The 12971-nt window shown below is 68.3% G+C and carries 14 protein-coding genes; 8 read left to right on the top strand and 6 right to left on the bottom strand.

The annotated features are described in order from the left end of the window. Positions 1 to 2: 2 nt before the first annotated feature. The gene (locus ABDC78_RS04135) at positions 3 to 959 is read right to left on the bottom strand and encodes an oxygenase MpaB family protein (RefSeq protein ID WP_178361475.1); all 957 of its coding nucleotides are present in this window, start codon (positions 957 to 959) and stop codon (positions 3 to 5) included. A 152-nt stretch (positions 960 to 1111) separates the two neighbouring features. On the opposite strand from ABDC78_RS04135, the gene ABDC78_RS04130 reads away from it, so the two are divergent. Beyond that, positions 1112 to 1528 (top strand): YciI family protein, encoded by a 417-nt coding sequence (locus tag ABDC78_RS04130; protein ID WP_178361474.1) that lies wholly within the window; start codon positions 1112 to 1114, stop codon positions 1526 to 1528. A gap of 121 nt (positions 1529 to 1649) precedes the next feature. Then, positions 1650 to 3251 carry a fatty-acid--CoA ligase FadD8 gene (gene fadD8 / locus ABDC78_RS04125; protein WP_178361473.1) on the top strand — a complete coding sequence of 534 codons (1602 nt, stop codon included), beginning with the start codon at positions 1650 to 1652 and terminating at the stop codon, positions 3249 to 3251. Positions 3252 to 3262: 11 nt separating this feature from the next. Here fadD8 and ABDC78_RS04120 read toward each other — a convergent pair whose 3' ends face one another. Next, a complete protein-coding gene (locus ABDC78_RS04120; protein WP_178361472.1) occupies positions 3263 to 3928 on the bottom strand; it encodes a FadR/GntR family transcriptional regulator in 666 nt (221 codons plus the stop codon). 113 nt (positions 3929 to 4041) lie between these two features. Here ABDC78_RS04120 and ABDC78_RS04115 point away from each other — a divergent pair, with 113 nt between their 5' ends. From ABDC78_RS04115 to ABDC78_RS04105, 3 genes are read left to right on the top strand one after another with little or no spacing between them, the layout of a single operon-like run. Further along, positions 4042 to 5199, top strand: a complete 1158-nt coding sequence (locus ABDC78_RS04115) for an MFS transporter (RefSeq protein WP_178361537.1) — start codon at positions 4042 to 4044, stop codon at positions 5197 to 5199. 23 nt (positions 5200 to 5222) lie between these two features. Continuing rightward, a complete protein-coding gene (locus tag ABDC78_RS04110) occupies positions 5223 to 6500 on the top strand; it encodes a hypothetical protein (RefSeq protein ID WP_178361471.1) in 1278 nt (425 codons plus the stop codon). A gap of 4 nt (positions 6501 to 6504) precedes the next feature. Further along, entirely contained in the window at positions 6505 to 7758 is a 1254-nt protein-coding gene (locus tag ABDC78_RS04105) for an RNA polymerase sigma factor (protein ID WP_178361470.1), read from the top strand. Here ABDC78_RS04105 and ABDC78_RS04100 read toward each other — a convergent pair. The 4 genes from ABDC78_RS04100 to ABDC78_RS04085 are packed head-to-tail and all read right to left on the bottom strand — an operon-like array spanning position 7755 to position 10808. Continuing rightward, positions 7755 to 8342, bottom strand: a complete 588-nt coding sequence (locus ABDC78_RS04100; protein WP_178361469.1) for an SAM-dependent methyltransferase — start codon at positions 8340 to 8342, stop codon at positions 7755 to 7757. The genes ABDC78_RS04105 and ABDC78_RS04100 overlap by 4 nt on opposite strands. A gap of 32 nt (positions 8343 to 8374) precedes the next feature. After that, positions 8375 to 9142: a PIG-L family deacetylase gene (locus tag ABDC78_RS04095; RefSeq protein WP_178361468.1), complete on the bottom strand. Its 768-nt coding sequence runs from the start codon at positions 9140 to 9142 to the stop codon at positions 8375 to 8377. After that, positions 9139 to 10080, bottom strand: coding sequence for an acyl-CoA dehydrogenase (locus ABDC78_RS04090; RefSeq protein WP_178361467.1), 942 nt, complete (start codon positions 10078 to 10080; stop codon positions 9139 to 9141). Before ABDC78_RS04090 ends, ABDC78_RS04095 begins: the two co-directional genes overlap by 4 nt. Then, positions 10077 to 10808 carry a glycosyltransferase gene (locus tag ABDC78_RS04085; protein ID WP_178361466.1) on the bottom strand — a complete coding sequence of 244 codons (732 nt, stop codon included), beginning with the start codon at positions 10806 to 10808 and terminating at the stop codon, positions 10077 to 10079. Before ABDC78_RS04085 ends, ABDC78_RS04090 begins: the two co-directional genes overlap by 4 nt. A gap of 51 nt (positions 10809 to 10859) precedes the next feature. Here ABDC78_RS04085 and ABDC78_RS04080 point away from each other — a divergent pair, with 51 nt between their 5' ends. From ABDC78_RS04080 to ABDC78_RS04070, 3 genes are read left to right on the top strand one after another with little or no spacing between them, the layout of a single operon-like run. Further along, a complete protein-coding gene (locus ABDC78_RS04080; RefSeq protein ID WP_347133318.1) occupies positions 10860 to 11549 on the top strand; it encodes an HAD-IA family hydrolase in 690 nt (229 codons plus the stop codon). Between the two features lie 16 nt (positions 11550 to 11565). Continuing rightward, a complete protein-coding gene (locus ABDC78_RS04075) occupies positions 11566 to 12006 on the top strand; it encodes a nitroreductase family deazaflavin-dependent oxidoreductase (protein WP_178361465.1) in 441 nt (146 codons plus the stop codon). 4 nt (positions 12007 to 12010) lie between these two features. Then, complete coding sequence (locus ABDC78_RS04070) at positions 12011 to 12922, top strand: 1,4-dihydroxy-2-naphthoyl-CoA synthase (protein ID WP_178361464.1); 912 nt, start codon at positions 12011 to 12013, stop codon at positions 12920 to 12922. The last annotated feature ends 49 nt before the right edge of the window (positions 12923 to 12971 follow it).

Raw genomic sequence — 12971 nt, 5'->3', positions numbered from 1 at the left:
GTTCAGCCTGCGGGGCAGCCCGGCGGCGGCGCAAACGACTCCAGCGCAACGGAGCGGTGTAACCGCACCAGCTTCTCGTATTCGATACGGTTGCGCGCCAACGGAATCAGCAGCACCCTGTCGGGCAGCGTGCGCCATGCCAGCTGCAGCAGCAGGCTGTAGAACGCGAACTCCCGATCGTGGCGCGCCTGCCACTCGAATCCGGTGAGCTCCCGGACACCGGGATGCAGAATCCCGAACGAGCACACCTTGACCACCCTTCCGGCCAGGGGGCGCAGCGCCAGCCACGTCGGCGTCAGGGCCACGCGTACCGCAGGCGGCAGCACGAGCGTGGGCAACGGCAGGCGGGTCAGGTTCTCGGTGACACGGCGCAGGAACGGGTTCGCGGCCAGCTCGCCGTCCACCATCGCCTCGTAGTAGTCGACGGCGTCGAGGTAGGTGGCCGGGAGCTTGGCGTTCTTCCCCGGAAGTTCCAGTGCACGGAACGACTCCAGGAGTTGCTCGTAGGCGACCTGGCGCTCGTCCTCGGTCAACGTGATGCCGGTGCAGGGCGTGAAGGAGTTGAGCACCAGGAACAGTCCGCTGACCGCGATCCAGTTCCACAGGCGCGGGTCCAGGGCGCTGTAGCGCACGTCCGCGAAATCGCCTTTACCCCGGCCGTGGACGTCGCGATGCAGCGTCTTGAGGCGCTCCCCTTCGGCGGCCCGGTCGGCGGCATCACCCCAGATGGCCAGGAATGTGGAGAACCCGCTCCGCACACCACGATCGGCGAAGTTCGACTCGAAGCGCCCGGTTCTGTCGACGGCGGCGGCCACCGGCACCAGCGCCACCTCGTCGAACGCGGCTGCGCCGAAGAAGCCGCCCAGCACGCTTCCGGAGTGCTTGCGGAACTCGGTGATGACCTTCGGACGCACCTTGGGTGTCTCCTGTCGAGCGTGATCCTCGACGACTGCGGCCATGGCGCCTCCCTCGTTGACACAAAGAGTAGTTATTCGTGTCAACATGTCAACGAAAGTTTCCGGCCGCGTGATGTCGATTTCCGGCCTTGCCGTTCGACGGGTCAACGAGGGCACGATGGACGCGCCCCTCCCGACGAATAGGAGACATCCCGATGACGCGCTACATGCTGATCCTCCGGTCGACCCCCGAGGCCGAGAAGGCGATGGAGAACGTCGACTTCAACGACGTGATCGCGGCGATGGGCCGGTACAACGAGGAGCTCATCAAGGCGGGTGTGCTGCTCGCAGGCGAAGGACTGGCCGGGCCGGAAGAGGGGTTCGTCGTCAACTTCGACTCCGAGACCCCCGTGGTGACCGACGGCCCCTACACCGAGGCAAAGGAACTGTTCAACGGTTTCTGGGTGCTGGGCCTGTCCTCACTCGAAGAGGCCAAGCAGTGGGCGCTGAAGTGTCCGTTGGGCTTCGGCGCCCGGCTCGAGGTTCGCCGCATCACCGAGACCGAGGAGTTCCCCCAGGACAACGAGTGGGTCCAGAAGGAAATGCAGTGGAAGAAGGACGGCATCTTCTAGGCCGCTCCAGCTGGCGCCGAAACGGTATTCCACGCGCGCACATCCCGAGTGGGGCCCGCGTGGAATACCGTTTCGGCGGTAGTGGCTGACTGGAACTGGAACACGTTCTAGTCTGGAGCGCATGAGTGACAACCTGCTGCGCCATCCCCTGCACTCCGGCCACCTCACCGTCGGCGCGCTGAAGAGGCACAAGGACCGGCCCGTGCTGTTCCTCGGGGACACGACGATGACCGGAGGCGAGCTCGCCGACCGCATCAGCCAGTACATTCAGGCCTTCGAGGCGCTGGGCGCCGGTACCGGGAGCGCCTCGGGGCTGCTCTCGCTCAACCGCCCCGAGGTGCTGATGATCATCGGCGCCAGCCAGACCCAGGGCTTCCGCCGCACGGCACTACACCCTCTCGGCTCGCTGGACGATCACGCCTACGTGCTGTCCGACGCCGAGGTCACGTCGCTGATCATCGATCCGAACCCGATGTTCGTCGAGCGAGCACTCGGCCTGCTGGAGAAGGTGCCGTCGCTCAAGCAGATCCTGACGATCGGCCCGGTGCCGTCCGAGTTGGCCGATGTCGCAGTCGACCTGAGCGCCGAGGCCGCCAAGTACCCGCCCCAGCCGCTGGTCGCCGCCGACCTGGCGCCCGACAACATCGGCGGGCTGACCTACACCGGCGGCACCACCGGCAAGCCCAAGGGCGTCATGGGCACGACGCAGTCGATCACGACGATGACGACCGTGCAGTTGGCCGAGTGGGAGTGGCCGGAGAACCCGCGCTTCCTGATGTGCACGCCGCTGTCGCATGCCGGTGCGGCGTTCTTCACGCCGGTGATCGTCAAGGGCGGCGAGTTGATCGTGCTGACGAAGTTCGATCCGGCCGAGGTGTTGCGCGTGATCGAGGAACAGAAGATCACCGCGACGATGCTGGTGCCCTCGATGATCTACGCGCTGATGGACCACCCCGACTCGCACACCAGGGATCTGTCCTCGCTGGAAACGGTGTACTACGGCGCGTCGGCGATGAACCCGGTGCGGCTCAAAGAGGCGATCCGGCGCTTCGGGCCGATCTTCGCGCAGTACTACGGGCAGTCCGAGGCCCCGATGGTCATCACCTACCTGTCCAAGAAGGACCACGACGAGAAGCGGCTGACCTCGTGCGGACGGCCGACGCTGTTCGCCAGGACCGCGCTGCTGGGCGAGGACGGCCAACCGGTGCCGCAGGGCGAGGTGGGTGAGATCTGCGTGTCCGGCCCACTGCTGTCAGGCGGCTACTGGAACCTGCCCGAGGCCACCGCGGAGACGTTCAGGGACGGCTGGATGCACACCGGCGATCTGGCGCGCGAGGACGAGGACGGCTTCTGGTTCATCGTCGATCGCACCAAGGACATGATCGTCACCGGTGGCTTCAACGTGTTCCCGCGCGAGGTGGAAGACGTGGTGGCCGAACACCCTTCGATCGCCCAGGTGTGCGTGATCGGCACCCCGGACGAGAAGTGGGGTGAGGCGGTGACGGCCGTGGTGGTGCTGCGGCCCGACGCCGATTCGGGTGACGCCGCCGTGGCCACCATGATCGCCGAGGTCCAGGCCTCGGTGAAGGAGCGCAAAGGTTCGGTGCACGTGCCCAAGCAGGTCGTCGTCGTCGACTCGGTGCCCATCACCGCATTGGGCAAGCCTGACAAGAAGGCCGTCCGCAAGCAGTTCTGGGAGGGCGCGGGCCGCGCCGTCGGCTAGCTTTCGCGCTGTCAGGCGCCCAGCTCGGCGAGGATGCCGTCGAGCAGCGCGCCCGCCGTCGACGCCGCCAGCGCCACGTCGCCGGCGGCGATGTGGTCGAGCAGCACCCCGTGGTCGACGATCTCCACCGGCTTCTCATGGGTCGTCGCCACACTTGCGGTGATGGCCTCGATGAGACCCCGGTAGAGCTCGGTCAGCATCACGTTGTGTGAGCTGCGCACCACAGCGAGGTGGAACGCCGCGTCGGCGCGCGCGAACTCGTCGGTGTCGCCGTCTGCCCGGCACTGATCCCGGCGGGCCAGCAGACCTCGAAGCTCGGCCACATCGGAGTCGGTGCGATTCGCCGCCGCCAGACGCGCGCCTTCGACCTCCAACCCGCGGCGCACCTGCAGAACGTCCCGCAACTCCGCGCCGCAGAGCCGTCGCAGCGCCCCGGACACCTCGCTGGTGGCAAGCACATACGTGCCGTCTCCCTGGCGGACGTCGAGGATTCCCGCGTGCGCGAGTGCCCGGACCGCCTCACGCACGGTGTTGCGGCCCACCCCGAGCGACTCGACCAGGTCCGCCTCGTTGGGGATCCGTTGACCGACCGGCCACTCGCCGGCGGAGACCGCACGCCGCAACTGCTCGATCACCTGGTCGACCAGGCCGGTACGCCGAGTAGTGGTCAACGGCACAGAGACGTCCTTTCAACCAATCATGGGATGTATGGCACGGTAGCAGGGTGCCAAGTCAGAAGCCGGTGATCGACGGGCTCCCGCCCGACGCCACGGCGCCCCGCGTCCCCGCGATGGCCGGGGGCGCGCTGCTCGCCGTGGCCGTCGTGCTCACCGCACTCAACCTGCGTCCGGCCGTCACCAGCGTGGCACCGCTGCTCGGCGACATGCGTGCGGACCTGGGAGTATCCGCAACCTGGGCCGGCCTGCTGACCACGCTTCCCGCACTGTGCTTCGCCGCCGCCGGGCTCGCCGCGCCATGGCTGTCGACCCGACTGGGCCTCGGCCGCACCATCTCCGCCGCCATGGTCGCGCTGACCATCGGCCTGGCAGCGCGAGTCGTCGACGGACCCCACGTCGTGATCGCCGCGACCTTCGTCGCGTGCGCCGGTATCGCCCTGATCAACGTGCTGATCCCCGTCGTCATCAAGGGGTCGTTCCCGGCCCGCATCGGCCTGATGACCGGCATCTACACCGCCGCGCTCCAGGGCGGCGGAGCGCTCGGGTCCGCGGTGACCCCTGGCCTGGAAGATCCGCTGGGCGGGTGGCGCGTCGCGCTGGCCGCATGGGCGGTCGTCGCCTTCGTCGCGCTCGCGGTGTGGATCCCCGCGGCGCGCCGACACCGCGGAGCGTGGGCGGAACATGCCAGATCTGCCGGGCCGCGGCGCTCGCTGCTGCGCAACCCCGTCGCCTGGACGGTCACCGTGTTCTTCGGCTGCCAGGCCTTCATGGCCTACATCGTGATGGGGTGGCTGCCGCAGGTGTTCATCGACAACGGCGTCGACAAGCTGCACGCCGGACTCCTCGTCGGCCTCACCTCTCTGATCGGCGTGCCGGTGGCGTTGGTGATCTCACCGCTGGCGGCGCGCAGCGCCAATCAGACCTGGTGGATCGTCGGACTCGGCGTGGTGGGCTTCACCGGCGCCGTCGGAGTGATGGTCGCCCCCGCCGCACAACCCGTCCTCTGGAGCGTGCTCATCGGCGTCGGTATGGGTGCCTTCTCGATCGCGCTCGCGGTGATCGCGCTGCGGGCCCGCACGTCCGAGGACACCGCGCAACTGTCGGGCATGGTGCAGGGGCTGGGTTATCTCTTCGCCGGCACGGGGCCGTTCCTGTTCGGTTTGCTCCACGACGTGACCCATGGCTGGACGGTGCCGTGGGTGATGTTCCTCGTCGTGTATGTCGTGCAGATCGTCACCGGCGCGCTCGCCGGCCGCGCGCGGTATGTCTGATCCGACCGTGCAGAATCACTGGCATGGACTCGCTGGGCGGACCGGCGGATGACCGTTGGGTCGTCGGCAACCATTCCGGCCTGACCTTCCCCGCCGATGCCGATGCATTGAGCAACGGTGGCGTCGACTTCCTCACCGACGCGTTCCACCGTTCGGGCGCACTGCCCGCCGCCAACGCCGTTGTCGCCATCGAGCAACTGAGCGAGTTCCGCGGCGGTAGCACGGGCCGAAAGGCACTGCTGTCGCTGACCTATCGGCACCCCACCGACTTGGCGCGGGACCTGTTCGTGAAGTTCTCCCGCGATTTCGACGATCCCGCGCGGGACTTCGGCCGTAGCCAGATGGCCGGCGAAGTGCGCTTCGCGCTGCTGACCCGCGGCCCGGAATTCCCGATCGAGGTGCCGAGGTGCCTGTTCGCAGACTTCCACACCGACTCCGGCTCGGGACTGTTGATCACGAACCGAATCAGCTACGGCAGCAACGGGATCGAACCGCACTACGACAAGTGCGCCGACTACGCCATGCCCGACCCGCCGGCGCACTATCGGGCGCTGCTTCACGCGCTGGCCACCCTGGCAGGCACGGACAAGGCGGGCCGGCTCGCCACCGACATGGAGTTCCCGGTCGACATGCGGACGCTCTCGGTCGGCGAGCGTCCTGCCCCCACCGCAGACCAGTTGCGCAACCGGGTGGATCGCCTCGGCGAGCTGGCGGCGCGTCATCCCGGACTGCTGCCTGCGAATACTGCTTCCCCGGAGTTCATTTCGCGTCTGCGCGACGAAGTCACCCTGGTACCGGCCAGGGCTGACGCCCTCTGGGACGACCTGGGGGCCGACCCGGACTACGTCGCGCTGTGCCACTGGAACGCCAACGTCGACAACGCCTGGTTCCGGCCCGCGGCCGGTGTCCTCGAGTGCGGACTGCTGGACTGGGGTTGCGTCGGGCGGATGAACGTCGCGATGGCCATCTGGGGTTCGATGTGCAGCGCCGAAACCCAGATGTGGAACGACGATTTCGACACACTGCTGGACCATTTTGTGGCCGCGTTCGCGGCAGCCGGCGGTCCGCAACTGAACGCCACCGTGCTGCGGGGATATGTCATCACCTACGCCGCCATCATGGGCACGACGTGGCTGCTGGACGTGCCCGGTTATCTGCTGAACCTCCTGCCGGATCCGGCGCACGACCGGTTCGACCCTCGGATCGCCGACAGCGAGCAGGCCCGCAGCCGGCTGCTGATGATGACGAACTTCCTCAACCTGTGGGAGACGTCGGCGGTCACCGCGGTGTTGGGCCGGTGATCGGATGAGCACCCCCGATCTGCAGCAGACCATCGACGCGGTCTGGCGGATGGAGGCAGCCAAGATCGTCGCGACCCTCACCCGCGCGGTGGGAGACGTCGGCCTGGCAGAGGACGTCGCCCAGGAGGCCCTGATCGACGCCCTCACGCAGTGGCCCAAAACCGGCGTGCCACGAAATCCCGGCGCCTGGCTGACCACTGTGGCCAAACGCAAGGCCATCGACCAGTGGCGCAGGCAGGACACCCTCGATGCCAAGTACGCCGTACTGGCCCGCGATCTGGAGAACCACGTCGACGATGCGTGGGATCCCGAACAGATCGACGACGACGTGCTCCTGCTGATCTTCATGTCCGCCCACCCGAAGCTGTCCCGGGAGAACCAGGTCGCGCTGACGCTGCGGATCGTCGGGGGCCTGACCACCGAGGAGATCGCCAAGGCGTTCCTGGTTCCCACCGCCACCGTCGCGCAGCGCATCGTGCGCGCCAAAAAGGCCTTGACGGGAGTGCCTTTCGACGTCCCCGACCGCTCGGCCTACTCGCAGCGGCTGACCTCGGTGCTCGCCGTCATCTACCTGATCTTCAACGAAGGGTACGCCGCCTCCGCCGGCGAGCGCTGGACTCGAGACGAATTGTGCAGTGAGGCACTGCGTCTCGGTCGTTCGCTGGCGGCACTGACGCCCGACGAGGCCGAGGTCCACGGACTGGTGGCGCTGATGGAGTTCCAGTCGTCGCGCCTGCAGGCCCGCACCGACCGTGATGGCACACCGATCATGCTCGAGAACCAGAACCGCACCCGATGGGATCGGGGTCAGATCCAGCGTGGTGTCGCCGCACTCCAGCGCGCCTCTGACATATTGCACCGCAACCGAATCGGCTGGGGACACTACTCGCTTCAGGCCGCGCTCGCCGAATGTCACGCCGTCGCCCCGACCGCCGACGACACCGACTGGCCGCGCATCGTGTCGCTGTACGACGCGCTGCTGCAACTCACACCCTCACCCGTGGTCGAACTCAACCGGGCGATCGCCGTCGCCATGGCCGACCCGGCGACCGGCCCCTCTGCGGCGCTGCAGATCATCGACGGGATCACCGGTCTCGAGGGTTCACATCTGCTGCCGAGCGTGCGGGGGGAGCTGCTGTTCAGGCTCGGCCGGACCGCCGCTGCGGCAACCGAGTTCGACCGAGCCGCCGCGCTGGCCGACAACACGCGCGAACGCGACGTGTTGCAGGACAAAGCCTCACAGGCCAGGAGCAGCTAGGCCCCGGGCACCGCGGTGCGTGCGGCAACCGATGCGCCGCCGGCGCGGTCGAACACATCGATGACGACGTCGGCGTCCCGATACACGCCGATGTGGTGCAGACCCGCTGTCGCGCCGATGATGTCGTTGGCGCGGTCCCCGTCCATTGGGTAGTCCTCGACCCGGTGACGCCAGTGTGCCGCCACGACCGTCGCGGTCGGAGCCAGCCTGGGAACCTCGCGGTCGAGCAACCCGCGGAGCACCTCAGGCTGCAGGTAGTAGCACACCTCCGACAACACCACCAGATCAAACGGTCCCGCGGGCCAGGGCTGGTCGATGGAGCCGCGCAGCAACGTCGCCCGCTCCCTGACCCCGCCGATCGTCAGCCGGCCGTTCGTCGCGTCCAGTGCGCCGACGCTGATGTCGGTGCTGGTCACGTGATCACAGCGGTCGAGGAGCTTCGCGGTGAGCACGCCCACCGAACAGCCCGGTTCGAATGCGTGCCGGTAACGCTGATACGGCAGCAGCGCCATGGTGATCGCATACTTGCGCTGTTCGTACCACCGCGACTCCAGTTGCCAGGGATCCGCGGCCTGGGCGTACATGTCGTCGAAGTAGCTGTCGGGAAGTCGGGGAGTCAGCGGAAGAGCACCTCCCCCACGGCGAGCAGCCTGCTCAGCACGAACGGCGGCAGCACCGGCCCAGCGCCGGGGGCCGGGGGCACGAATTGGCTGCCAAAGGTCTGCGCCGCTTCGTTCTTGCGCTCGATCGCGGACCGGGTCAGCGGGGCGGCGTACGCGCGGTCCCACGGCACCGCCGCGTCGCCGGGCAGTGCCCAGTGCCACATCCAGACCGGATACTCCATCAGCACTGCGCCGGTGTGTTCGGCGGCAGCGGCAGCCGCACGGCCGACCGCCTCGTGGTCGGGGTGACCGTCACCGCGCCAGGTTGCCGCACACCAGGTCCCGACAGGCTTGGTGGCCAGCACCTCGGTCAGCAGGTCGGCCAGCCGATCCTCGTGCTCGGCGATCTGGCCGTCGGGCAGTCCCAGGCAGATCGGTGCATTCAGGCCGAGCACTCCGGCGGCGCTGCGCAGTTCGGATCGGCGGATGCGTTCCAGCTCGAAGCGCTGCAGCAGAGACTGATTCGGGTGCGCTGCGCCACCGTCGCTGGCGGAGACGATCTGCACTCGGATGCCCGCCTCGGCCAGCAGTGCGGCCGTCGCGCCGAGGCCCAGCGTCTCATCGTCGGGGTGTGCGCCCACCACCACCATCTCCGGGCACTGACCCAGGTCCAGCTCGGGTAGGTGCAGTCCGGCGTCGAGCCAGGTGGTGGTCGGGGTGCCGCCGTCGCCCAGCGGCGCGGCGGCCAATCGGGCCGAATTGCCCATCTGCACAATGGTCATGACGATTTGCCCGCCAACTGTCCCAGCCTTTCCAGATCCCGCTCAGCATGGCTCTGACGAACGTAGATCGACAGGTCCGCCACCCGCTGTGCGTGGGCGCCGTCCAGACTCAGCGGTGCCGGACCCAGCGCACGAGCGGAGCGGTGAATCGATTCGTCGACCGCCGTCTCCGCCGTCGCGCGAGCGCGCCGGGCCAGCAACTCGGCACGACCCTTGCGGTTCAACGGATCCGCATCGAACTCGTGCGCCACCGACATCAGCGTCGCGTCCGCGGCGGCCAGCGCCGCGTCGACCGCACCCAGGTGCGCCAACAGATGCGCGTCGGTGGTCTCGGCGGCCACCCGGGCGTACAGCGCCACCGCCACCGCACGCGCCCCGCCCAGCCAGCAGGCCGCCACCCCGGCGGCGCCGTGCCAGAAGCCGGGCCGGGTGAGGTATTCGCCCGGCCGTCCGACCGCGACCGCAGGGGTCGACGTGAATTGCACTGAGCGGGTGTCGGATTCGACCATGCCGGCGTTGCGCCAGCTGCTGGGTAGCGGGTGGACGCCATGCTCGTCGAGCGCGACAGCGAACAGGCCCCGATCCCCCGTGGCCAGCCGCGCCGTGACCAGTGCATGCGAGCAAAGACCCGCTCCGGAGCACCACACCTTCGTACCGTCGAGCAGGACACGCCCGTTGTCGTCGTCGGCACACAGGACCGCGTCGCGGGACTCCGCCGCCCACACCCCCCACAGCTGACCTGCTGTCGGGGCCGGGCCATCCAGCTCGGCCAGAATAGCCACGGCGTCGGCGTGCGCTTCGGCCAACCGCCCGCCCACGACGTCGGACTCGGCGAGTGCCGCCAGTCGATTGAAGCGCAGCGCGGTGTCACCGCGCCCGGGCAGCGGAAGGTCGAGCGCGCCGGCGGCGAGCCAGGTGCTCACCATCGCGGCGGTCACGTCCCCGCACCGGCCTTCGGCTGCTGCGCCGACCGCGCCAGGCTCTTCAGATGCTGCGCAAAGCCGCCGGGGGCTCGCGCCTCACCCCGGGCCGACGTCGCCACCGACAGTGCGCGGTCCCGGTGAATCGTCAGCCCGGCAGCCTCGAAGCGTTCGACGAGCTCGACATCCTCACCGGTGGCCAGCGCGCGGAACCCGCCCACATGCCAGTACGCGTCGGCGCGGAAACCCATGTTCGCCCCGTGCACGTGATCGTGGCCCGGACCGGTGGACCGATACCCGCGCAGGTAGTCGCGGATCACCGCGGGCGAGAAGTTCCGCCAGTTCGACACCCGGACCACTCCGAGCACCATGTCCGCGTCGTCACGACCGACCATCCGCACCAGCCAGTCGGCGTCGACGACACTGTCGGCGTCGGTGGTGGCATACCAGATGTCCTCGGGCGCGGTCTGGCCGCACAACGACTTCGCGTACTCGAACCCCGCGGCACGAACAGCGCCGACGTTTCCTGCCTCGACCGAGATGAAGTGCACGTCGGGGCCGAACTGACCGGCCAGCTTGTCGCTGCCGTCGTCGCACGAGTCGAGCACCACAACGATCGACACCGGATTGGGAAGGCAGAGCCCGGCAGTGGCCAGCGCCCGCAGGCATTCCGGTAGGTGCGCCGCCTCGTTGTGCGCCGGAACCACCACGACGGTGTGCAGCGGACCCGAACCGGACGACGTCATGGGCCCTATTTAGCCGTTTAGCGGGCATTTCACACCTGGCACGATGATGAGGTGACCGAATTCCAGGCTGTGATGTTCGATTTCTCCGGCACGCTGTTCCGACTCGAGGAAGACGACAGCTGGTTCGCCGGCATGCAACTGGACGGCGATCTGGAAGGCGAGGTCGACGGTCACGTGCAGGCCGAGCTGATGCGACGGCTCACCGCGCCCACCGGCAGGTCGGTCCACATGACTCCGGAGGCGCTGCACGCGTGGGTGAACCGGGACCTCGCGCCGCACCTACACCGCGAGGCCTACCTGCATGTACTGCGTGAATCCGGGCTGGCCCGCCATCACGCGGAATCGCTGTACTCCCGCGTGATCAACCCGGCGAGCTGGACGCCCTACCCGGACACCGTGGACGTGTTCACAGAGCTGAGGCAGCGCGGCCTCAAGACCGCGGTGGTGTCCAACATCGCCTTCGACGTGCGGCCCGCGTTCGAGCGCATCGGCATCGCCGGCGATGTCGACGAGTTCGTGCTGTCCTACGAGGTGGGCGCCGTGAAGCCGGATCCGGCGATCTTCCAGACCACGCTGGACCGGCTGGGGGTCGCCGGCGAGCACGCGCTGATGGTCGGCGACAGCGACGAGGCCGATGGCGGTGCCCGCGCGTCGGGCTGTGGTTTTGCCCTCGTCGATCCGCTGCCGACCGCCGAACGTGCAGACGGTCTGGTCTCGGCGCTTCGTGCGCACGGTGTGTGACGGCACACTTGAACGTATGGCCGATCCGAAACCGCCGTGGTGGCTCAAACCGATGAACAAGGTCCTGATGGCCGCGATGAAGACCGGCCTGATGAAGGACGGTCCGCTGGTGTTGACGGTGACCGGTCGGAAGTCGGGTCAGCCGCGGTCGACGCCGATCACCCCGTTCGAGGTGGAAGGACAGCGTTACGTCGTCGGCGGGTTCCCGGGCGCGGACTGGGTGCGCAATGCGCAGGCCGATCCCGATGCCGTCCTGGTCCGCGGCAGGGTGCGCGAACCGATCAGGATGACGGAGTTGACCGCCGAGCAGGCCCGCCCGCTGCTTCGACAGTTCCCGGTTCTCGTCCCGACGGGTGTGAGCTTCATGAAGAACGCGGGTCTGGTGACGGGCCCGAACCCCGACGAGTTCGAAGCGCTGGCCGGCCGCTGCTCGGTGTTCCGCTTCGATAGCGTGTGACCCCGTGACCGACCCCGCGAGCAATCCGTTCGACGCCGGCCTCTGGGGGCCGGTTGCCGGCTTCGAGGACCTGACCGACATCACCTACCACCGCCACGTCAGCCAGCCGACGGTGCGGGTGGCGTTCGACCGGCCGGAGGTGCGCAACGCGTTCCGGCCACACACCGTCGACGAGCTCTACCGCGTCCTCGACCACGCCCGGATGTCCTCCGATGTCGGCGTCGTCCTGCTGACCGGCAACGGGCCGTCGCCGAAGGACGGCGGATGGGCGTTCTGCTCGGGCGGTGACCAGCGCATCCGCGGCCGCAGCGGCTACCAGTACGCCTCCGGCGACAACGCCGAGTCGGTGGACCCGGCGCGGGCCGGTCGGCTGCACATCCTCGAGGTGCAAAGACTGATCCGGTTCATGCCCAAGCCCGTCATCTGCCTGGTCAACGGCTGGGCAGCCGGTGGCGGGCACTCGTTGCACGTGGTGTGCGACCTGACCCTCGCCAGCCGCGAGCACGCCCGGTTCAAGCAGACCGACGCCGATGTCGGTTCGTTCGACGGCGGCTTCGGCAGCGCCTACCTGGCGACTCAGACTGGCCAGAAGTTCGCCCGCGAGATCTTCTTCCTGGGCCGCACCTACACCGCCGAACAGATGCACGCGATGGGCGCGGTCAACGAGGTCGCCGACCATGCCGAGTTGGAAAATGTTGCGCTGCAATGGGCTTCGGAGATCAATGGCAAGTCGCCGCAGGCGATCAGGATGTTGAAGTACGCCTTCAACCTGCCCGACGACGGCTTGGTGGGCCAGCAACTGTTCGCCGGCGAGGCGACGCGACTGGCGTACATGACCGACGAGGCGGTCGAGGGCCGGGATTCGTTCCTGCAGAAGCGCGACCCCGATTGGACGCCGTTCCCGCGCTACTTCTAGACCCGCCGAAACTGTATTCCACGCGCGGAAATTCGAGACAAACCCGCGT

This window comes from Mycobacterium sp. DL, assembly GCF_039729195.1.
Taxonomy (GTDB): domain Bacteria; phylum Actinomycetota; class Actinomycetes; order Mycobacteriales; family Mycobacteriaceae; genus Mycobacterium; species Mycobacterium hippocampi_A.
The sequence above is the reverse complement of the archived record's forward strand: the minus strand, read 5'-3'. Positions and strand labels throughout refer to the sequence as shown.